This window comes from Dactylosporangium thailandense (assembly GCF_059739745.1).
The window spans coordinates 8,248,228-8,268,146 of record NZ_AP029195.1 but is presented as its reverse complement, the minus strand read 5'-3'; the positions used below and the strand labels follow the sequence as shown (position 1 = coordinate 8,268,146).

Annotated in this window: 12 protein-coding genes; 7 read left to right on the top strand and 5 right to left on the bottom strand. The window is 73.5% G+C overall.

Annotated features, from left to right (window positions below):
- Window positions 1-685: 685 nt before the first annotated feature.
- The gene (locus tag AC6JBM_RS36790) at window positions 686-3,271 is read right to left on the bottom strand and encodes a helix-turn-helix transcriptional regulator (RefSeq protein WP_497978520.1); all 2,586 of its coding nucleotides are present in this window, start codon (window positions 3,269-3,271) and stop codon (window positions 686-688) included.
- Window positions 3,272-3,342: 71 nt separating this feature from the next.
- On the opposite strand from AC6JBM_RS36790, the gene AC6JBM_RS36785 reads away from it, so the two are divergent.
- From AC6JBM_RS36785 to gatA, 4 genes are all read left to right on the top strand, one after another.
- Window positions 3,343-3,939: a dihydrofolate reductase family protein gene (locus AC6JBM_RS36785; RefSeq protein WP_497978519.1), complete on the top strand. Its 597-nt coding sequence runs from the start codon at window positions 3,343-3,345 to the stop codon at window positions 3,937-3,939.
- Between the two features lie 427 nt (window positions 3,940-4,366).
- On the top strand, window positions 4,367-6,439 hold the full coding sequence (locus AC6JBM_RS36780) for a putative bifunctional diguanylate cyclase/phosphodiesterase (protein ID WP_497978518.1): 2,073 nt from the start codon (window positions 4,367-4,369) through the stop codon (window positions 6,437-6,439).
- A 68-nt stretch (window positions 6,440-6,507) separates the two neighbouring features.
- On the top strand, window positions 6,508-6,807 hold the full coding sequence (gatC, locus tag AC6JBM_RS36775) for an Asp-tRNA(Asn)/Glu-tRNA(Gln) amidotransferase subunit GatC (RefSeq protein WP_497978517.1): 300 nt from the start codon (window positions 6,508-6,510) through the stop codon (window positions 6,805-6,807).
- A gap of 3 nt (window positions 6,808-6,810) precedes the next feature.
- Window positions 6,811-8,286: an Asp-tRNA(Asn)/Glu-tRNA(Gln) amidotransferase subunit GatA gene (gene gatA, locus AC6JBM_RS36770; protein WP_497978516.1), complete on the top strand. Its 1,476-nt coding sequence runs from the start codon at window positions 6,811-6,813 to the stop codon at window positions 8,284-8,286.
- Window positions 8,287-8,297: 11 nt separating this feature from the next.
- Here the strand turns inward: gatA and AC6JBM_RS36765 are convergent, their stop codons facing one another.
- Window positions 8,298-8,474, bottom strand: coding sequence for a DUF4236 domain-containing protein (locus tag AC6JBM_RS36765; protein WP_350624267.1), 177 nt, complete (start codon window positions 8,472-8,474; stop codon window positions 8,298-8,300).
- A gap of 76 nt (window positions 8,475-8,550) precedes the next feature.
- Between AC6JBM_RS36765 and gatB the strand changes: the two genes are divergently transcribed.
- Window positions 8,551-10,044, top strand: a complete 1,494-nt coding sequence (gatB, locus tag AC6JBM_RS36760) for an Asp-tRNA(Asn)/Glu-tRNA(Gln) amidotransferase subunit GatB (protein ID WP_497978515.1) — start codon at window positions 8,551-8,553, stop codon at window positions 10,042-10,044.
- 813 nt (window positions 10,045-10,857) lie between these two features.
- Here the strand turns inward: gatB and AC6JBM_RS36755 are convergent.
- Window positions 10,858-12,393, bottom strand: coding sequence for a metallophosphoesterase family protein (locus AC6JBM_RS36755; RefSeq protein ID WP_497978514.1), 1,536 nt, complete (start codon window positions 12,391-12,393; stop codon window positions 10,858-10,860).
- Between the two features lie 161 nt (window positions 12,394-12,554).
- Window positions 12,555-13,742 carry a PQQ-dependent sugar dehydrogenase gene (locus tag AC6JBM_RS36750; RefSeq protein WP_497978513.1) on the bottom strand — a complete coding sequence of 396 codons (1,188 nt, stop codon included), beginning with the start codon at window positions 13,740-13,742 and terminating at the stop codon, window positions 12,555-12,557.
- A 129-nt stretch (window positions 13,743-13,871) separates the two neighbouring features.
- On the opposite strand from AC6JBM_RS36750, the gene AC6JBM_RS36745 reads away from it, so the two are divergent.
- A complete protein-coding gene (locus AC6JBM_RS36745) occupies window positions 13,872-14,789 on the top strand; it encodes a 2-hydroxyacid dehydrogenase (protein ID WP_497986600.1) in 918 nt (305 codons plus the stop codon).
- Here the strand turns inward: AC6JBM_RS36745 and AC6JBM_RS36740 are convergent.
- Window positions 14,783-15,238, bottom strand: a complete 456-nt coding sequence (locus AC6JBM_RS36740) for a PH domain-containing protein (protein WP_497978512.1) — start codon at window positions 15,236-15,238, stop codon at window positions 14,783-14,785. The two genes, AC6JBM_RS36745 and AC6JBM_RS36740, sit on opposite strands and share 7 nt — an antisense overlap.
- A gap of 221 nt (window positions 15,239-15,459) precedes the next feature.
- On the opposite strand from AC6JBM_RS36740, the gene AC6JBM_RS36735 reads away from it, so the two are divergent.
- Window positions 15,460-19,878, top strand: coding sequence for a hypothetical protein (locus tag AC6JBM_RS36735; protein ID WP_497978511.1), 4,419 nt, complete (start codon window positions 15,460-15,462; stop codon window positions 19,876-19,878).
- Window positions 19,879-19,919 lie beyond the last annotated feature (41 nt).

Below are 19,919 nucleotides of genomic sequence, written 5' to 3'. Positions count from 1 at the left end.
CTGGGTGCTGCCCGTTGGCTCGGTCCTGACCCGCCGAGCCAGGCCGAAGTCCGGAGTTCGCGACACCCGGGCTCGCCCAGCGCCCGCGGACGGAGCGGGTGGCGGCTCAGCCGGTGGGCGCCGCAGCAGAAGCGGAGAGCGGCGGCGGCCGAGTAGGGGTGCGGCGACCTCCCGCGCCTGGGCAGGAGCGGCCGTGGGGTCGCGCTGGCCGGCTCAGGCCGGCGCCGCGCATGGGGAAGGGCCGGGCGCTGCGGCGGAGGCGGCGGTTTCCTGTGCTCGCGCAGTGACGGCTCCTGCGTTCGGCGTCGAGGAGCTTCAGCGTGCGCCTCCACCGTGCGCTCGGCGAGCCGCAGCCGCGTCGCGACCGCCGCCGTTCGAGTGGCCCTCCGCCACCAGGCGTCGGGTGCGGTCGTCGGCTAGCCCCAATGCCGTTCAGTTAGATGGGTGGCTGGCCTGTCAAGGTTCGCCGGTCGATGTTGGGTCCGCGGGCTTGGTTATTGGAGTTCGAGCGTTTGATCATGCGGGATCTGGTCCGGATGCGGCGTTCTGATAGCAGGTTGGCCAGGACGCGTTCACCGATGACACCGACTTAGGTCGATGACGGTGTCGGCGATGACGCCGGCGGCTGGCACGATCTGGTCGCGGGCGGCGTGCAGGGCGGTGGTGAAGCTGGCTCGGGTTGGGACTAGCCCCGCCGTTCGGCGGCCAGCCGGGCCAGCTCCGTGCGGTTGGCCACGCCCAGCTTGGCGTACACGTGGGCCAGGTGGGTCTTGACCGTGCCGCGGCCGATGTACAGCCGGGCGGCGATGTCCGGGTTGCTCAGGCCCTGCGCGGCCAGGTCGACCACGGACCGCTCGGTCGGGGTGAGGCTGTCCCAGCCGGAGGCGGGCCGGCCGCGCGGGCCGCGGGCGCGTTGCGCCAGGGCCACGGCGTCGCTCAGCTCCATCGTCCGGCCCTTCTCCACCGCCTCGATCGGGTACGGCTCGGCGAGCGGCGCGGGTTCGCCGTGGTACCCGGCCACCTCGCGCGCCTGTTCGGCCGCGCCGGCCAGCACGCCGGCCAGGTTCCGGTCGGCCAGCAGCGCGGCGATCGCCTCCAGGCTGTCCACGCAGACCAGCGTGAGCTCGTGCGCCGACCGTACGCGCAATGCCTCGTGCTGCAGGTCCAGCGCCGCGTCCCCGTGCTCGGCGAGGGCGGCCGCCTGCTCGGCGAGCGCCGTCGCGCGGATCGACGGCAGCGGGGACGTCAGCAGCGGAGCCAGCACCTCCTTGGCGGCGGCGGTGTCGCCGGCACGGCGCAGTGCCCGGGCGCGGACGAGCTGGCCGGCGGGGGTCGGCGGCGCTCCCCATGCCTGTTCCCGGTCCAGCCAGTCCTGCGCCTCCGCCACCTGATCGACGGCCAAGGCGACCAGCGCATGGGCCCGGCCCCAACCGGGCACGTACACCGCGTCGGCTCCGGTGGTGAACGGATCCAGCGGGGCCAGCGTTGCCGCGGCGGCGGAGTACAAACCCTGCTTGGTCTGGATTTCCGCCAGCGTGGCCCGGGCGAGGCCGATGCGGTGGACCTCGCGCAGCGGCGCCGCCGTCGCCACGGCCTGCGCCGCGAGGCCGGCCGCCCGTTCGAGGTGACCGAGCTGGGCGGCGGCCAGGGCCAGCCAGGTCAGCGCCGAGGAGGCCACGCCCCGGTCGCCGAGGGCGTGCAGCGCGGCCGCGGCCGGGGCGAGCAGGTCGATCGCGGCGCGGTGTTCGTCTCGGAGCAGGTGCAACAGGCCCAGCAGAGCGGCCGATGCCTCGGCGACGAACACGTCACCCGCGGCGGCGGCCTCGGTCCGGGCCCGCAGCGCCTGCTCCCGCGCCTGGTCCGGGTCGAGGGCCAGCAGCCCGACCGCGGCGATCGACCTGGCCAGCCGGCTCGCGGCCGCCGCGCCGGTCTCCTCGGCCAGTTCCAGCGCAGTGCGCACGGACGGATACGGCGGGCCGCCGGGCCCCGACGTGAGCTCCACCATGGTCAGGCCGACCAGGCACTCCGCCTGCAACGAGGTGCGCTCGTCCCGGCCCAGCTCGACCGCCCGGCGCATCAGCCGCAGCCCCTCCCGGCCGTACTGCTCGTCGTGCCACAGCCAGGCCAGGCCGGCCGCGAGCCGGCGGCCGTCGGTCGGATCGTCCCGCGCCAGTCCCCACTCGATCGCGGCGCGCAGGTTCGGGTAGTCGGCGGCGATCCGGGTCCGCCACGCCTCACGGTCGGTACTCAGCAGGGGAGCGAGCTCGGTGAGCGTGGCCAGCTGCAGGTTCAGGTGCGCGTCGCGGGCGGCCGAGGTCTCCCCGGCCTCGGCGAGCCGGGCCAGGCCGTAGTCACGGACGGTCGCGAGCATCCGGTACCGCGCGGTGGGCCCGGTCGTGTCCGCCATGACGAGCGACGCTCCGATCAGGCTGCGCAGGGCACGCAGCGCCGCCGGCTCATCCAGGTCGCCGGCCGCCGCGACGTGCAGCGCGCCGGCGTCGAAGCCGGGCTCGAAGACACAAAGGCGGCGGAACAGTACCCGCTCAGGCACGCCGAGCAGGTCATGGCTCCACCGCATCGACTCGGCCAGGGTGCGCTGCCGGAAGGGCGCGGTGCGGCTGCCGCCCTCCAGCATGGCGTACGGGTCGGTGAGCGAACCGGCGATCTGGGCCGGGGTCAGCGTCGCGGTCCAGGCCGCGGCCAGCTCCAGCGCCAGCGGCAGCCGGTCGAGCCGGTCGCAGATGCGCCGGGCGGCGGCCCGCTGATCCTGCTCCACGGGATGCTCCGCGCGCGCCAGGAACAGCGCGAGCGCGTCGGGCAGGGACAGCGGGGGTACCGGCCAGGTCCGCTCGCCGGGCACCCCCAGCGGGATCCTGCTGGTGGCCAGCACGCGCACGCCCGGGCAGGCGCCGAGCAGCGCGGCAACGGCCGCCGCCACGCCGTCGAGCACGTGCTCGCAGTTGTCCAGCACGATCAGCAAGCGGCGGTCGCGCAACTCCCGCACGTCGGTCACTTCCAGCGCGGCCGCGATGTGGTCGGCCACGTCGTCCGGGTGGGACAGTTCCTCCAGCCTGATCCAGCAGGCGTCCTGCGGATCTTCCACGCGGAACCCGGCGGCCAGCCGCAGCGCGAGCCGGGTCTTGCCGCACCCGCCAGGCCCGACCAGGGTCAGCAGCCGCCCGGGCACCGCCAGACGGTCGAGCGCGGCCAGCTCCTCCGCCCGTCCCACGAAGGCGGCCAGCTCGGGCGGAGCGTGCCGGATAGATCTCACCCGAGCGAGTATCCCGCATATCTCCCAGGTGGCAGATGTTCCGGGCCGCGCCATCCAACAGGCTTGTCCCCATGAACACACGCCGAGTTGTTGCCAACATCTCCCTCTCGCTCGACGGCCGGATCAACGGCCCCGCCGGCGACTACGACATGGGCTGGATCGTCCCGCACGCGATGACCGACGCGGCCCGCGAGCACATGATCGCGGTCACCGGCAAGGCCACCACGGCCCTGCTGGGCCGCAAGAACTACGAGGGCTTCGCCGGATTCTGGCCGGGCGTGGCCGCCAACGAGGACGCCGATCCGCGGGACCGGGCGTTCTCCGCCTGGCTCAACGACGTGGAGAAGGTGGTCTTCTCCACCACGCTGCCCGGCACCACGCCGAGCTGGAGCGGTACGCGGGTCGTGTCGACCGACCCGGCCGCCGAGGTCCGCCGGCTGCGCGCCCAGGAGGGCAGCGACATCGTGATCCTGGCCAGCTCGAGCATCATCCGCGCGCTACTGACCGCGGACGAGGTGGACCGGCTGAGCATCACGCTGTGCCCGGCCGTGGCCGGCGGCGGCGCCCGGCTGTTCGAGGACGGCCTGCCGGCGAGTGGGTGGACGGTCGTCGATCTCGCCAGTACCGACTCCGGAGCGGTTTGCCTGCTGTACGACCGGGCGCGCTGACCGCCCTTGCCAAGGCTGGCCGGGCGCCTCTCGGACGGGCGGGTGGCGGCTCAGCCGGTAGAGCACGGCGACGCGAGGCTCGTTACGCTCGGCGTCGACTCGCTCACGCGGCCGTTGCGCGCTGACCGTTCCGAGTCCGAGCGGGGTGCAAGAAAGCGGCGGAGCGTAGTCGACCGGAGCTGTATCCGTAATGTGCACCCAAGGTGATCGTAGTCAATGCGGAATCGTCACGGAAAGCTTTGTCGCCGTTACGCGGCAGGGATATCCAAGCTGATCTGTCTACGTGGGGATCGCCCGGTCGGTTGAATGCGGGTCCCGTTCTGCATCGATTCGGCATCCTTTCCGGAAATTTCCCTCGGGGAGGGTGCAGGCTCGCAAGGCGTCCGAATCGGTACGGCCGGCCTAGCGCGGGGAGCGGGGGGAACGGATGGAGCAGAGCGCGCTGCGCAACGTCGCGCCGCCTCGGCATCGTCATCGGTTCTTCGCGTACGTCGCGGTCGTCGTCGCGCTCGCGGCGCCGCTGTTCGTGGGCAGCTTGGCGCACGAGCTGCGGGAGGGGATCCGGCTCGACACCGCGTTCTGGGTGTTCGCCGCGCTCGCGGTCATCGCGGACACGCCGCCGTTCGTGCAGGGCCTGCGCGACGAGAACATCCAGACCTTCCCGTCGGTGTGCTTCACGTTCGCCATGCTGATCGCGTACGGCTGTGGCCCCGCCGTCGCCGTCCAGCTCGTCGCCGTCCTGGTCGCCGCGGTGTGGCTCAAGCATACGTTCTGGCGGGCCGCGTTCAACGCCGCGCAGTACGTGCTGTCGTTCCTGGCCGCCGGGATGCTGCTGCCCCAGGGGGCGCGCGGCGACGCCCACGACCTGCTGGACGCCGGCGGCATCGGCTGGGTGCTCGCCGCGGCCGTGACCTGGTTCGTCGTGAACAACTTGCTCGTCTCCACGGCGCTGTGGCTGCGCTTCGGGGGCCGCTGGTGGGTCGTATTCTCGCGGGCGGTCCGCAACGACGCACTGCCGAACGGGGCGCTGCTGCTGTCCGCCCCGGGGCTGGTCGCGGCCGCGCACGTCGACGCACTGCTGGTACCGCTGGCGCTGTTGTCGCTCTTCGCCGTTCGGCGCATGACGAAGCTGGCGGCCCAGCGGGCGCAGGCCGGGCGCCTCGACCCGCTGACCGGACTGGCGAACCGCAAGGGCCTGGAGCGCGAGGTCGCGGCCCGGCTGCAGGAGCACGCCGAGCGGGCCGAGGGCGGGGCGGCCGAGCGGCGCCTCGCGCTGCTGCTGCTCGACCTCGACGCGTTCAAGCAGGTCAACGACGCGCTCGGGCACCGGGTCGGGGATCGGCTGCTGGTCGAGGTCGGCGAGCGGCTCACCGCGGCCGCGCGCGCGTCCGGGGCCGACAACCTGGTCGGGCGGCTCGGCGGCGACGAGTTCGCGGTCGTCGTGCCGCATCTGCGCGACGTCGCCGACGCGCGCCGGTGCGCCGCGGAGATCATGTCCGCGCTCGGCGAGCCGGTGCTGCTCGACGGGCTGCCGATCGACGTGGGCGCTTCGGTCGGCGTGGCCGTGTACCCGGAGCACGGCGCCGACTTCGCCGAGCTCATGCGGCACGCCGACGTCGCGATGTACGACGCCAAGGGCCGCGGCGACAACCTCGCCGTCTACGCGCCCGAGTCCGACCACAACACCCCGGAGCGGCTCAGCCTGCTCGCTGACCTGCGCAAGGCGCTCGAGTCGGGGCCGGAGGGCGGCATCGAGCTGTACTACCAGCCGCAGGTCGAGCTCGCGACCGGCACGGTCGTCGGCGTCGAGGCCCTGCTGCGCTGGCGCCACCCGCAGCGCGGCCCGATCGACCCGGAGGAGCTGATCCGCGTCGCCGAGCACAGCCCGGTGATGCGGCTGCTGACGCTGCGGGTCATCGACGAGGCGATCGAGCGGCTCGCGGCCTGGCGCGACAGCGCGCCCGCGGCCGAGGGCCTGCGCGTCGCGGTGAACGTCAGCGTGCGCGACCTGCACACCGGCGAGATCGCGGACCGGATCGCGGCGCGGCTGGCCCAGATGTCGGTCGACCCGTCGCGGCTGGAGCTGGAGATCACCGAGAGCGCGCTGATGGCCGACCCGCGCCGGGTGCTGACCACGCTCGCGCGGCTCAAGAAGCTCGGGGTCGCGATCGCGCTGGACGACTTCGGCACCGGGTACTCCTCGATGCTCCACCTGCGCCGCCTGCCGCTGGCCGAGGTCAAGATCGACCGCTCGTTCGTGCTCGGCGTGGCCACCGATCCCGACGACGCCGCGATCGTGCGCTCCATGATCGATCTGGCCCGGGCGCTCGGCCTGCGCGTCGTCGCGGAGGGCGTCGAGGACGAGCGCACCTGGCGGATGCTGGTGGAGGCCGGCTGCGACGTCGCGCAGGGCTGGTACTTCGCCCGTCCGATGCCGCCGGATCGCCTGCTCGACTGGCTGTCCAAGACTGCCGCACGCCCCGTCATCACCACGAAATAGACTCGTCGGGTTGACGCGCGCATGTCACGCTGCGTCCCGAGCCGACGATCTGAAGGAGAAGCGCGCCGATGGCCACGATTTCCCGCGAGGAGGTGGCGCATCTCGCGCGCCTCGCGCGGCTTGCCGTCACCGATGAAGAACTCGAGACCTTCGCCGGGCAGCTCGACGTGATCCTGCAGGCCGTCGCCCAGGTGGGTGAGGTCGCCGCCGCCGACGTGCCGCCGACCTCGCACTCGGTGCCGCTCACGAACGTGTACCGCGACGACGTCGTCGTCCCCGGCCTGGCGCGCGAGGACGCGCTGGCCGGCGCGCCCGACGCCGAGCAGAACCGCTTCCGCGTCCCGCGGATCCTGGACGAGGAGGCCTGAGCCGTGAGTGACCTGACCAAGCTGTCCGCGGCCGAGCTGGGCCGGCGCCTGGACGCCAAGGAGGTCTCGGCCGTCGAGGTCGCGACCGCGCACCTGGATCGCATCGAGGCCGTCGAGGACAAGGTCCACGCGTTCCTCTACGTCGACCGCGATGGTGCGCTCGAGGCCGCCCGCGCCACCGACGAGCGCCGCGCCCAGGGTGCCGCGCTGGGGCCGCTCGACGGCGTGCCGATCGGCGTCAAGGACGTCATCACCACGCGCGGCGTGCCCACGACCGCGGGCTCGAAGATCCTCGAGGGCTGGCGCCCGCCGTACGACGCGACGATCATGACGCGCCTGCGCGAGGCCGGGCTCGTGATGGTCGGCAAGACCAACATGGACGAGTTCGCGATGGGCTCCTCGACGGAGTACTCCGCCTACGGCCCGACGTACAACCCCTGGGACACCACGCGGATCCCGGGCGGCTCCGGCGGTGGCTCCGCGGCGGCGGTGGCCGCGTACGAGGCGCCGCTGGCCATCGGCACCGACACGGGCGGCTCGATCCGCCAGCCGGCCGCCGTCACCGGCACCGTGGGCGCGAAGCCGACCTACGGAGGCACGTCGCGGTACGGACTGATCGCCTTCTCCTCGTCCCTCGACACACCCGGCCCCTGCGCGCGGACCGTCGAGGACGCGGCGCTGCTGCACGCCGTCATCGGCGGCCACGACCCCCGCGACTCGACCTCGATCCCGCAGCCGGTGCCGGACGTCGTCGCGGCGGCGCGCCTGGGCGCGACGGGCGACCTGAGCGGCGTGCGCCTGGGCCTGGTGAAGGAGTTCGCGGGCGAGGGCGCCGAGCCCGGGGTCGCCGCGGCGTACCGCGAGTCGATCGACGCCCTGGTGAAGCTGGGCGCGGAGATCGTCGAGGTGTCGTGCCCGAGCTTCAAGTTCGCGCTGCCGGCCTACTACCTGATCGCGCCGAGCGAGTGCTCGTCCAACCTCGCGCGCTTCGACGGCGTGCGCTACGGCCTGCGCACCGGCGACGACGGCAGGCACTCGCTGGAAGAGGTCATGTCCCTCACGCGCGACGCGGGCTTCGGCCCGGAGGTCAAGCGGCGCATCATCCTCGGCACCTACGCGCTGTCGGCCGGGTACTACGACGCGTACTACGGCCAGGCCCAGAAGGTGCGGACGCTGATCACCCGCGACTTCACCGCCGCGTTCGAGGTCGCCGACGTGCTCGTCGCGCCGACCACGCCGTTCGTGGCGTTCCCGCTGGGCTCGCGCACCTCGGACCCGTACCAGATGTACCTGGCGGACCTCTACACGATCCCGTCGAACCTCTACGGCGGGCCGGCCATCTCGGTGCCGGCCGGCACGAGCGAGGGGCTGCCGGTCGGGCTGCAGATCATGGCCCCGACGATGGCCGACGACCGGATGTACCGAGTGGCGGCCGCGCTGGAGTCAGCGCTGCCGCCACTCATCCCGCCGGCGTTGTGACCGCGGCCGGATCAGCCCCGGCTGCCCTGGCGCCAGGAGAACGGGCCGGGCAGGTCCACGCGGTTCTTCTTGCTACGGGAGTTCCACGACCAGGGGCCCAGCTTGAAACTCCACGAGGAGAAACCGTCCTGCGTGAAGTGGAAAATGAACGGGCCGATCTTCTTGCTCTTCCGAAACTGCACCGGCATGACGTCGCTCCCTCCAGGTATGCGAGGGATACCCAATGTCGTGCGTTGATACACCAAGGCTGAAAGCAGGCACTTCATGAGCACCGTGACGCACTTGTCGTACGAGGAGGCGGTGGCCGCGTTCGAGCCGGTCATCGGCCTGGAGACGCACGTCGAACTCGGCACCAACACCAAGATGTTCTGCGGCTGCCCGACCGTGTTCGGCGCCGAGCCCAACACGCAGGTCTGCCCGGTCTGCCTCGGCCTGCCCGGCGCCCTGCCGGTCGCCAACCGCGCCGCGATCGAGGCCACGATCCGCATCGGTCTCGCGCTGAACTGCTCGATCGCGCCGTGGGGCCGCTTCGCGCGCAAGAACTACTTCTACCCCGACATGCCGAAGAACTTCCAGATCAGCCAGTACGACGAGCCGCTGTGCGTCGAGGGCTACCTCGACGTCGAGGTCGACGGCGAGATGGTGCGCATCGGCATCGAGCGCGTGCACCTCGAGGAGGACACGGGCAAGACGCTGCACGTCGGCGGCGCGACCGGGCGCATCCACGGCGCGACGGAGTCCCTCGTGGACTACAACCGCGCCGGCATCCCGCTGGTCGAGATCGTGACCAAGCCGGTCCCGGGCACGGGCGCCCGCGCGCCGGAGATCGCCAAGGCGTACGTCGCCGAGCTGCGCGACGTCGTGCGCACCCTCGGCGTGTCCGACGTGCGCATGGAGCAGGGCTCGATGCGCTGCGACGTGAACACCTCGCTCAACCGCCCGGGCGCGCAGTGGGGCACCCGCACGGAGACGAAGAACGTCAACTCCCTGCGCAGCGTCGAGCGCGCCGTGCGCTCCGAGATCATCCGCCAGGCGGGCGTGCTCACCGACGGCGGCACGATCATCCAGGAGACGCGCCACTTCCACGAGGACACCGGCGACACGACCTCGGGCCGCAGCAAGGAGACGGCGACGGACTACCGGTACTTCCCGGAGCCCGACCTCGTCCCGCTCGCCCCGTCCGCCGAGTGGATCGAGGAGCTGCGCGCGGCCCTGCCCGAGCTCCCGCGCGTGCGCCGCGAGCGCCTGCAGTCCGAGTGGGGCTTCAGCGACCTCGACATGCAGTCGGTGATCAACGCCGGCGCCGTCGAGCTCATCGCCGCGACGGTGGAGTCGGGCGCATCGGCCGCGTCCGCGCGCAAGTGGTGGCTCGGCGAGCTCGCCCGCCGCGCCAACGAGACCGAGACCGAGCTCGACGCCCTGGGCGTGACCCCCGCCGCGGTAGCCGAGCTGCAGTCCCTGGTCGACAGCGGCAAGATCAACGACAAGCTCGCCCGCGTCGTCCTCGAGGGCGTCATCGCCGGCGAGGGCACGCCGTCCGAGGTCGTGACCGCGCGCGGCCTGGAGGTCGTCTCGGACGAGGGCGCCCTGACCAAGGCCGTCGACGACGCGATCGCCGCCAACCCGGACATCGCCACGAAGGTCCGCGAGGGCAAGGTGGCGGCCGCGGGCGCCCTGGTCGGCGCGGTCATGAAGGCCACCGGCGGCAAGGCGGACGCGAAGACCGTGCGCGAGCTGATCATCGCCCGGCTGTCCTGACGGTTCGTTTCATCCTTGCTCGGGTCCGCGTCACTTGCGGACCGTTGCTCCCGCCAGACAATGGGCGGTCCCGGAGGGCCTTCGGCCGGAGGGGACCGCCCAGCCAGGTCCGCGGCGCCAAGAACAAAAGCCGCCGTCACTCCTGCGGCACCTCCCAGCCGCCCCGGAGCCTCGCACTGTCACCCGAGCCGGCCTCCCACACCTGGACCCCTCGTGCGGCTCGCTTCAGCGCCTGCTTTCGGCTCCCGCACGTCGACTCTTCGCGGGCTTGCTCCCGCGCTCGCTTTCGGCTCTCGCCGTCGACTCTTCGCGGCTCGCTCCCGCGCTCGGCTCCCGCACGTCGACTCTTCGCGGCTTGCTCCCGCGCTCGCTTTCGGCTCTGGCCGTCGACTCTTCGCGGCTCGCCTCAGCACCCGCCCTCGGCTCTCGCGCCTCGCTCTCTCGCACAAGCCGCTCCCGAGCGCGGGCTCCCGGGCCGGAGTTTCCCCGAGGCATCCCGCGCCCGACCTCGGCTTTCGCACCCCGTCGCCTCGTAAAAGCCGCTCCCGCACTCGGCTCCGACTCGCGCACCTCGCCCTCTCGCGCAGGCCGCTCCCGCGCGCCGGCTTCGACTCGCGCACCTCGCCCTCCCGCGTGGACCGCTCCCGCGCGCTCCGCTCCGACTCGCCCCGTCGAACCGCCGACTCCGCCTCGCGCACCCGCCAAAAGGCGACCCGGCCGCAAAATCCTCCCAAACCGGATTTACAACCCGACAGGCGAAAAATCCGAAAAGTCGCGGCGCGGAGCGCCCGACTTTTCGCGTCCAAACGATCCCTACGGCGTAGGACTCGGCGACGGAGCCGGCGACGAGGACGACGCCGATGCCGAGGGTGCCGGCGTCGGAGCCCCCTTCGTGTCCGGCTGCACGATGTGCCGCTGCAGCGCCACCTCGGTCAACCCGGTGCCCCCGACCTGGATGTCGTCGTAGGCGGAGAGGTGGCGGTCTTCGTCGAAGTACAGGATGGAAAGCGCGAGTGGCAAGGGCTTCGAGCTCTCCAGCCCGCGCAGCCCCGCCCCGCCCGTCGAGCCCTCCACCATGAGCAGGGTGCGCTCCTGCAGGGCCCGCGCGGCCGCGGACGCCGAGGCCGAGGCCGAGGGCGACGTCGCGGGAGCCGGCACCGCCACCGGCGCGGCCGCGCCCGGGTTCGGGTTGAGGCGCGCGATCGAGCGCTCGTGCTTGTGCCCGGCGAGGACCAGCGGGCACAGCCCGGCGAGCTCCTGGGCCGCCACCGGGTCGTGCACCATCGCGACGTCGACCGGCTTGGTGCTGGAACGGATCTTCTCCGCCAGGATGTCGCCCGAGGTCACGACCTGCTTGTGCTGCTCGTCGTTCGACTCGTCGGTCGACTTGTCCGGCGTGAACCGCGGATCGCCGATGCCGGCGAAGGTGAGGCCCTTCACGCTCACGATCGTGTCGTCGAGCACCGTGGCGTTGGGCTGGCGTGCGACCGCGGCGGCGGTGACGGCCGAGTCGTGGTTGCCGCGGATGTAGAGGTACGGGACCTTCAGATCGCCGATGACGTTGACGTAGGACGCCTCGGGCTCGCTGCCCCAGTCGTTGATGTCGCCCGTGTCGACGATGATGTCGATGTCGAACTGGTCCGCGACCGAGCGCACGACGCCCCAGGCCGCCGGGTTGAGGTGCATGTCGGAGATGTGCAGGACCTTGGTGGTGCTCTTGTCCGGCTCGTACACCGGCAGCGCCGAGATCGTGCCGTAGAGCTTGCTGACGTTGAGCACCAGCTTCTGCAGCTGCGAGCGGTACTCCTCGTACCGGTCGGTGATCCGCTTCGCGTCGCCGATGATGGCCGGGGCGTTGACGAGCAGGCCGCGGTACGTCGGCTCCTGGATCGCCGCGGGATTGAACGTGAGCAGCGTCGCGGCCCCGGTCGAGGCCAGCACCCCGATCACCACGAGGCCCCCGGCCGCCGTCGCGCGCCGCGCCCGGAACACCAGCGCGACCAGGATCATCGCGCCGAGCAGGCCGCTGCCCGCCGTCTGCAGCGCCAGCCGCCGCACGCCGAGGCTGAGCTGGTCCACCGCGTCGTGGCTGATCTGCTCGAGGTTGCCGGTCTTCGCCGCGAACGCGCGGGTGCGCGCCTCGTCCAGCGACTCCAGCCGGATGCGCAGGTGCACGGGGCCGTCGTGGCTGTTCAGCTCCAGTGAGCCCAGCGGCGGGATCTCCACCGAGGTGTCGCCGTGCCAGGACGGGACAAGCGAGAGCTGCGCGCGGAAGGGCCCGATGTCCTGCGTCGTGGTCCCGCCGAGCTCGACGCCGATGATCATCCCGATGACCGCGACGGCGCCCACGAGCAGCCCGTGGCCGATCCGCCGCAGGCGTTTGTGCCTCGGTGCCCGGGCGCGGCCGCTCCCGGGCCCGGCCGGGTGCCTCCGGCGACCGGCGGCCATGATGGTCGCGCGGCGCCGGGCCCGTTGGGCGGCCAGCGCGGCACGACGGCTGAACGGCGAGCTCAACTCTTGCCGGCCTCGCCGACGTCGCTGATCACCAGGCGCAGGAGCATGTCGTCATCCGGCTTCGGCGTGCCGCGGCCGTCCTTGTTGGACGTGGAGATCCACAGGCTGCCGTCGGGCGCGACCGCGGCCGCGCGGAGGCGACCGTACTTGTCCTGCAGCAGCGGCACCGGCGCACCCAGGAGCGTGCCGGCCTCGGTGACCTGCATGACGTACATCCGCTGCCCCTTCAGGCACGAGGTCACCAGGTAGCCGCTTAGATAGGCCAGCCCCGAGCACGAGGCGTCGGCGGTCTTCCAGGTCATGATCGGGTTGGTGAACTTCGGGTCGGTGCCGCGGCCCTCGACCGTCGGCCACCCGTAGTTCTTGCCCGCCTCGATCACGTTGAGCTCGTCGGCATCGCTGGCCCCGTACTCCATCGCGTACATGCGCTGGTTCTTGTCCCACGCGAACCCTTGCACGTTGCGATGTCCGTAGCTGTACACGGCGGTTCCGAACGGGTTACCGGGCGCCGGCTTCCCGTCCGGCTGGATGCGCAGGATCTTGCCGCCGAGGCTGTTGAGGTCCTGGGCGCTCTCGGGCTTGTTCCCGTCGCCGGTGGCCACGTAGAGGAATCCGTCCGGCCCGAAGCGCAGCTGGCCGCCGTTGTGGATGCCCGCCTTGGGGATGCCGGTCAGGATCGGCACCGGCGCCTGCCCGAGGGTCAGCTTGGCGACGCGGTTGTCGTCCTGGGCGGTGTAGTACACAAACACCGTTTTATCCGTGTCGTACTGCGGCGAAACCGCGATGCCGAGCAGCCCGCCCTCGCCGCCCGGCACCGCGGCGTCGATCTTCTGCAGCTCCGCCACGAGCATGCCGTCGGACGTGGTCTCCTTGCCGACCTTGAGCAGCCGCTTGCTGTCACGCTCGGTGACCAGCCCGGAGCCGTCCGGCAGGAACGCGATGCCCCACGGCACCGCCAGCCCCTTGGCCAGCACGGTGACCGAGACCTCGGCCCCGCCCTCGTCGCTGCTGCCGGAGCTCGACGGCGACGGGTACGGCGACAGCTTCGGCGGCGACCCCAGCTCGTCCGGCGGCGGTGGCCCGAACGAGCAGCCCGCGAGGGCGAGGGCCGCCGCGGCCGCGCAGAGCACGGCGAGGCTCCGACCAGCGGGCCGGCGGGCAGAACGGTGCGTCCGGGCGTTCACCGGGCCAAGCGTAGCGTTGCCGCTCGGGAGCGGCCTTTTCCGCCGTCGTTCCCACCCCGCGCGTCTTGCTCATATCACCGCGCGCGTCGTTTTGCCCGGGCCGCGGGGACCTGCATCATCGACCGCATGGTGAAGATCTGGGTCGCCCACGAGTACGGCTCGGAGCTCCTCCGCGCCGCGACCGCGCGGCAGGAGGCGGTCGTCGAGGTCATGCCGGCGCCGGGAGAGCTGCCGTCGGACCCGGACGACGTGGCCTTCTGGGTGCCCCCGTTCCTGGCCAAGCCCGAGGTCACCGCGCTCACCCGCGAGATGCCGAAGCTGCGGGTCATTCAGCTGCTGAGCGCGGGCGCGGACGCGTGGGCGGGCCGGGTCCCGGACGGTGTGGCCCTCTGCGACGCCCGGGGCGTGCACGACTCCTCGACGGCCGAGTGGGTCGTCGGGGCCGTCCTGGCCTGCGTGCGTGAGTTCCCGTCGTTCGCGCGGGCGCAGGAGCGGGGGGAGTGGGCGTACCGGCGCACGGACGAACTGGCCGGCAAGCGCGTGCTCATCGTCGGCTCCGGCTCGATCGGCCGCGCGACCGAGGCGCGCCTGGCCCCGTTCGACGTCGAGGTGACCCGCGTCGCGCGGCGCCCGCGCGAGGGCGTGCACGGCGTCGAGGAGCTGCCGCGGCTGCTGCCCGACGCCGATGTGGTCGTGCTGCTGGTACCGCTCACTCCCGAGACCCGGGGCCTCGTCTCGGCCGGGTTCCTGTCGCACATGCGCGACGGCGCCCTGCTCGTCAACGCCGCCCGCGGCCCGGTGGTCGACACCGAGGCCGTGACCGCGACCGCGCGCACCGGCCGCATCGCCTTCGCCACGGACGTCACCGACCCCGAACCGCTACCGCCCGACCACGAACTGTGGCGCCTTCCTAACGTCTTCATCACGCCTCACGTCGCCGGCTCGGTGCCGGGCCTGTGGCGCCGCGGCTACACCCTCGCCGCGTCCCAGCTGCGCCGCTTCCTCGCGGACGAACCCCTGGACAACGTGGTCACCGACGGCTACTGAACGCTCTGGCCCGCCGGCTGCGGAGCGCTCTCGCCGTCGTCGGCCGCGTCCGAGTCGTCCTCGCCGGCGGGGGTCGCGGTGCGGTCGCCCCCGAGCGGCTGTCCGCTGGCCTTGATCAGGCGTGGTACGTCCGCGGCGCGCACGGCGTCCAGCAGCACCAGGTGGCCGTTGGCCAGGCGCGCCTGCACCCGCGCGCCGTCGATGACGAGGCCGTCCACGGCGTTCCACGGGACCGTGCGGCGGCCGAGCAGGGCGCGCACCGTGAACCCGCGCTCGTCGACGTCGGTGCCCGCGCGCCAGGCCCAGATGGCGATGGCGAGGGGAATCAGGAGCACCAGCAGGAACCAGACACTCTCGGCGAGCAGTGGAATGGCGCCGATCACGGTGATGCCCGCCGCCACGGCGAGGGCTGCGCTGCGCCGGAACTTGACCTTGACCTGGTTGCTCACACAGCCATCCTCCCACCTTTCGAGGAACTGCCTCCGGGCGCCCGGCCGGGCATACTGAGCGCCGTGGGGGATGAGAACGGCCGCCCTTCGCCGCCACCGGCGGCCGGGGTTACGCTCGGTGCCGTGTTAGACGAGATCGCGACCGGCCGGGGGGCTCGTCGGGCGATCCGCGCGAATATGTCCGGCTTTGCGGGAGCCTGCCCGTGGGGGGAGGGCAGAACGTGACCGCCACGTTCCGTCGAGACACACCCGCCCCGTGGGCCGAGGGCATCAAGCGCAGCAAGCGCGTCACCGTGCGCCCGACCGGAGCCGTGGCCGCCGGGCTGCTGGGCGCATCGGTCCTGGTCGCGCTGGCCGTGGCCGGCTGGGGGATCAAGGAGCTGAGCATCCTGTGGGGTGCCGCGGCGATCCTGGCGCTCGCCGGTGTGGTGGTGCTCACGCTGCGGGGCTTCCCGCTCTTCGCGATCCTGACCATCGCCGCGGGCGCCGTCGCCTGGGGCGTGGCCACGCGCGGTCGCCTGCCGGACAGCTGGTTCGACCTCCCCGGTGTGCTGGGCTTCATCGGGATCAATCTCGCTTATGTCGTACCGTTGGCAGGCTCTTTTCTTTCCGCCCTGCTCCTCGACGCGCGTCGGGTGTCCCGGTCCTCCATCGACGAGGCCGTGAGCGGGCGCCGCTGGTGGGGCAAGCCCGACGACACGCTCCCGCGCCTGAAGGAGCTCGAGGTCATTCCGAGCTCCCGCTTCTTCGCCCTGGGCGAGGGCGGCTGCACGCATCTCGTCTCCGCCGGCCGCCGCGTCGCACTGTTCCTGCCGACGGTCTGGCCGCACGGCGATTTCACGATGGACGCCGCGGGCCAGGTGCTGCGCGGCGGCCGCCTGTTCGTGCCCGGCTCGGAGGACGTCGACGGCCTCGCCGCGGAGGTGCACACCTGGCGCGAGCAGCTGGCCAAGGTCGGGGGTTCCGTCCGGGGGTACCTCGTGGTCGCCCCCTCCCGCGGCGACGTCTCCGAGGACCTGGTGATCTCCGTCGCACCCGGCGAGCACCTGCACCTCGTGCACGCCCACGAGATGGCGGACGCGGCCGGGCGCTGGCTGGCGGCCGAGCCCTACCGCGTCGACCTGCACGTCATGGAGCGCCTCCTCGTCCTCGCGGCGGGCAACGAGCTGCCGGAGCCCCTGTCGCTCCCGCGCACCTTCGCCCGCGAGGCGACCGCGTCGTCCGCCGAGCGCTCGGACACGGCGTCGCCCACGGACGCGGCGTTCGCCGCCGCCGCGTCCTCGCCGTCGGGCCCGTCCGCCGCGGCGGGCATGCCGACGGTGCTGGGCGGCACCGGCGAACCCACCGCCCCGACCACCGCCTGGCGCCCGGGCAACGGCGTCATGCGCGCACGCCTGAGTCGCCTGGCCAAGAGCGCCGCCGCCCGCGGCGAGCATGCGGATGCCCCAATCGCCGCCCGCGGCGAGCATGCGGATGCCACAATCGCGGGCTCCGAGCCAGCCCCCGAACCGCCCACAGATGGCAACGGACCTGACCCCGCTACCCCGGAGGCCGCGTTGCGCTCCCAAGCCGATTCAAACTTCGGCCCAGCGTCCCGCTTCGACCGCGATCACGACCGTGACGCGGATTTCGGAGCCCCGTCCCGCCGCGACCGCGACGCCGAGTACGGCGCCCCCGCACGCGCCGACCGCGACTCGGACTTCGGCGCGGCGCAGGGCTACGACCGCGACTCGGACTTCGGCGCGGGGCCGGGCTACGACCTCGGCCGCGACGCCGACTTCGCCGCCTCCGCGCGCGCCGGTCGCGACTCGGACTTCGGCGCGGGGCCGGGCTACGACCACGGCCGCGACGCCGACTTCGCCGCCTCCGCGCGCGCCGGCGGCCGCGGCTCGGGTCGCGACGCGGACCTCGGCGGCCCGTCCCGATTCGACCGCGGCTACGACGCCTCCGACCGCGGCTACGACGACGCCTCCTCGCGCGGGCGCGACGGTGCGTCCGGCCGCGGGGGTGCCTCCTCGCGCGGGGACGACGACGCCTCCTCGCGCGGCCGCGACGGTGCCTCCGGCCGCGGGGACGACGACCCCGAGAGCTCGTGGGAGGCCCGCTCGACCCGCGAGCTCGTCGGAAACTGGGACAACGACTCGGCCAGCCGGATCGCGGCCTGGGCCGCCGAGGACACCTCCGAGCCCGACGCCCGCGCCTCCGCGCGGCGGTCCTGGTCCCCGATGGGCGGCGAGACACCGGCCCCGGGCGAGCGCTTCCGCTGGTCGAGCGAGGCGGAGGACGACTTCCCCGCGGCGTACGAGGTAGGCAGCTGGCCCGACCCCACCACCGACACCCAGCCGGCCCGCCCGGACGCGCGGCGCACCGAGGCGAGCGGCGACCCCCGCACCCCCGAGCCGAACGCGGACTCGTGGCGCGACTCGCGCGCCCCCGAGCCGGTGGTGGAGCCGTCGTGGCGCGAGACGCGCACGCCGGAGCCGGTGGCGGACTCGTGGCGTGACTCGCGCGCTCCCGAGCCGGTGGTGGAGCCTTCGTGGCGCGAGACGCGCACGCCGGAGCCGGTGGCCGATTCGTGGCGGGAGAACCGTGCTCCCGAGCCGGTGCAGGAGCCGTGGCGGGAGCGCCGGGCCCCCGAGCCGATCGCGGAGACGCGGGCGCCGGAGCCGGTTGCTGACTGGCGTACGCCGGGTCGGGAGCCATGGGCGGGCGACTCCCAGGACGCGCGGCGGGCGGATGAGCGGCCGGTCGTGGAATGGCCGCCGCCGCCAGCCGAGTCGCGGGGGGCCGAGCGCCTTCAGGTGGACTGGCGGACGCCCGATTCCTCCGCGCCCGAGCGGCCGTCGGTCGAGTGGCGATCCGCGCCGGACGCGCCCGCGCCCGAGCGGTCGTCGGCTGACTGGCTGGGGGCGCCGGAGCGGCCCGCGGCGGAGTGGCAGTCCGGGGCGGAGCGGCCCGCGTCCGAGCAGTCGAACGTTGGCTGGCAGGCCGCGTCCGAGCGGCCCTCCGTGGAGTGGCGGTCCGCGTCCGAGGCGGGTCCGTCGCAGCGGCCGTCCGTGGAGTGGCGGTCCGCCGAGGCGCCCGCGGCCGGGCGTGGTGCCGATGAGGTGCGGCCGAGTGCGCGGCCGTCCGTCGAATGGCAGCCGGCGGCGGAGAACGGCGCGTCCGGGCGACCTTCGGTTGAGTGGCAGCCCGCAGCGGAGAACCGGCCGTCCGTCGAGTGGCAGGCCGCGTCTGAGCGGCCGTCCGTTGAGTGGCAGGCCGCGTCTGAGCGGCCGTCCGTTGAGTGGCAGCCCGCGGCGGAGGCTGGGCCGTCCGTCGACTGGCGGACGTCGCCTCAGGCGGGGGCCGCCGGTGGGGACTGGCGGAACTCGGAGCCGGGCCGGGAACAGCAGCCGACGGCCGGAGAGGCGCGGCGGCGGCCTGAGCGGGCGCCCTTCACCGGGAGCCTGTTCGACGGCGATTCGCCCGAGCTCGTGGCCAAGCCGCTCGAGTTGCGGCGGTCCTGGGAGTCGTCCGATGCCGCGTCGCGGTCGATTCGGCGGCGGGATCGGCAGCAGGCGGGCGAGGCCGAGAACGTCGACGCGCGGGAGCAGCGGACCGCGAGCTGGCCCAGCGTGCCGGGTGCGGATGCCGGACCGATGCCGGGCATGGGGCAGCCGATCGCGGGCCCGGGCGGGAACGGGCGTACCACCGACGCGTGGGAGGCCCAGGCCGGCAGTGGGCGTGCCGCCGACGCGTGGGAGGCCCAGACCACAGCCGCAGGCGGCGGTGGGCGTGCCGCCGACGCGTGGGAGGCCCAGACCACAGCCGCAGGCAGCAGCGGGCGCCCCGCCGACGCGTGGGACCCCAGGTCCGAGAACCCGAACACGCAGGCCCAGCCCGCCGCCCCGGCCGGGGGTGGATGGAACAGCCAGCCGTGGGCTTCCCACCCCTCGGGCCGGGAAGCCCAGGGCCAGCCCGACTTCGCGGCCGGGGGAGGAGCGGGCACCCAGCAAGGAGCGGGCACCCAGCAAAGAGCGAGCACCCAGCCGTGGGAGGCGCAGGCCCCGAGCCGCGACGAGCCGGCCACTCAGGCGTGGCCGAGCCGGAACGGGCGTACCACCGACGCGTGGGAGTCCCGGCCGCAGCGGCCCGCGCCGCCGCCGGTCGACAACCACGCGCCCGCGGGGCGTGCCGGTGAGGAGGCCTGGTGGGACGGGCCCGCGCAGGCGCCCGTGCCGCCGCCCGTCGCCGACGGCGGGGGCGGCAGTCCCGAGAAGGCCAAGAAGTCCCGCTGGGGGCGCAACAAGGACAAGGACAAGCAGGAGCGCAACAGCCCGGAGGAGACCGCCGGCGCCTGGGCCTCCGAGCCGGGCGAGCGCTGGGAACCCGCGGCGCCCAGGAGCGAGGAGCCGCGCAACGAGGGCTGGGAGCGTGCCGCGCCCAGGAGCGAAGAGCCGCGCAACGCCGGCTGGGAGCGCGCCGCGCCCAGGAACGAAGAGCCCGGCAACGAGGGCTGGGGCGGCGGCGAGCGCATCCCGGAGCAGCGCAAGCGCGAGCAGCAGCAGCTCTCCGCGTTCGAGGACCTCGCCCCGCTCGAGCTCAACCTCGACGAGGAGCCGAAGGAGAAGACCCGCAGGTTCCTGCGCCGGAAGTGATCGAAGAGCCGAACGAGGGGGCGCGCCGCGCAGAGCGGAGC

Coding starts and splice junctions, on each gene's coding strand:
- AC6JBM_RS36785 (WP_497978519.1), top strand. CDS start 3,343: ATGAACACACGCCGAGTTGTTGCCAACATCTCCCTCTCGCTCGACGGC.
- AC6JBM_RS36780 (WP_497978518.1), top strand. CDS start 4,367: ATGGAGCAGAGCGCGCTGCGCAACGTCGCGCCGCCTCGGCATCGTCAT.
- gatC (WP_497978517.1), top strand. CDS start 6,508: ATGGCCACGATTTCCCGCGAGGAGGTGGCGCATCTCGCGCGCCTCGCG.
- AC6JBM_RS36765 (WP_350624267.1), bottom strand. CDS start 8,474: ATGCCGGTGCAGTTTCGGAAGAGCAAGAAGATCGGCCCGTTCATTTTC.
- gatB (WP_497978515.1), top strand. CDS start 8,551: ATGAGCACCGTGACGCACTTGTCGTACGAGGAGGCGGTGGCCGCGTTC.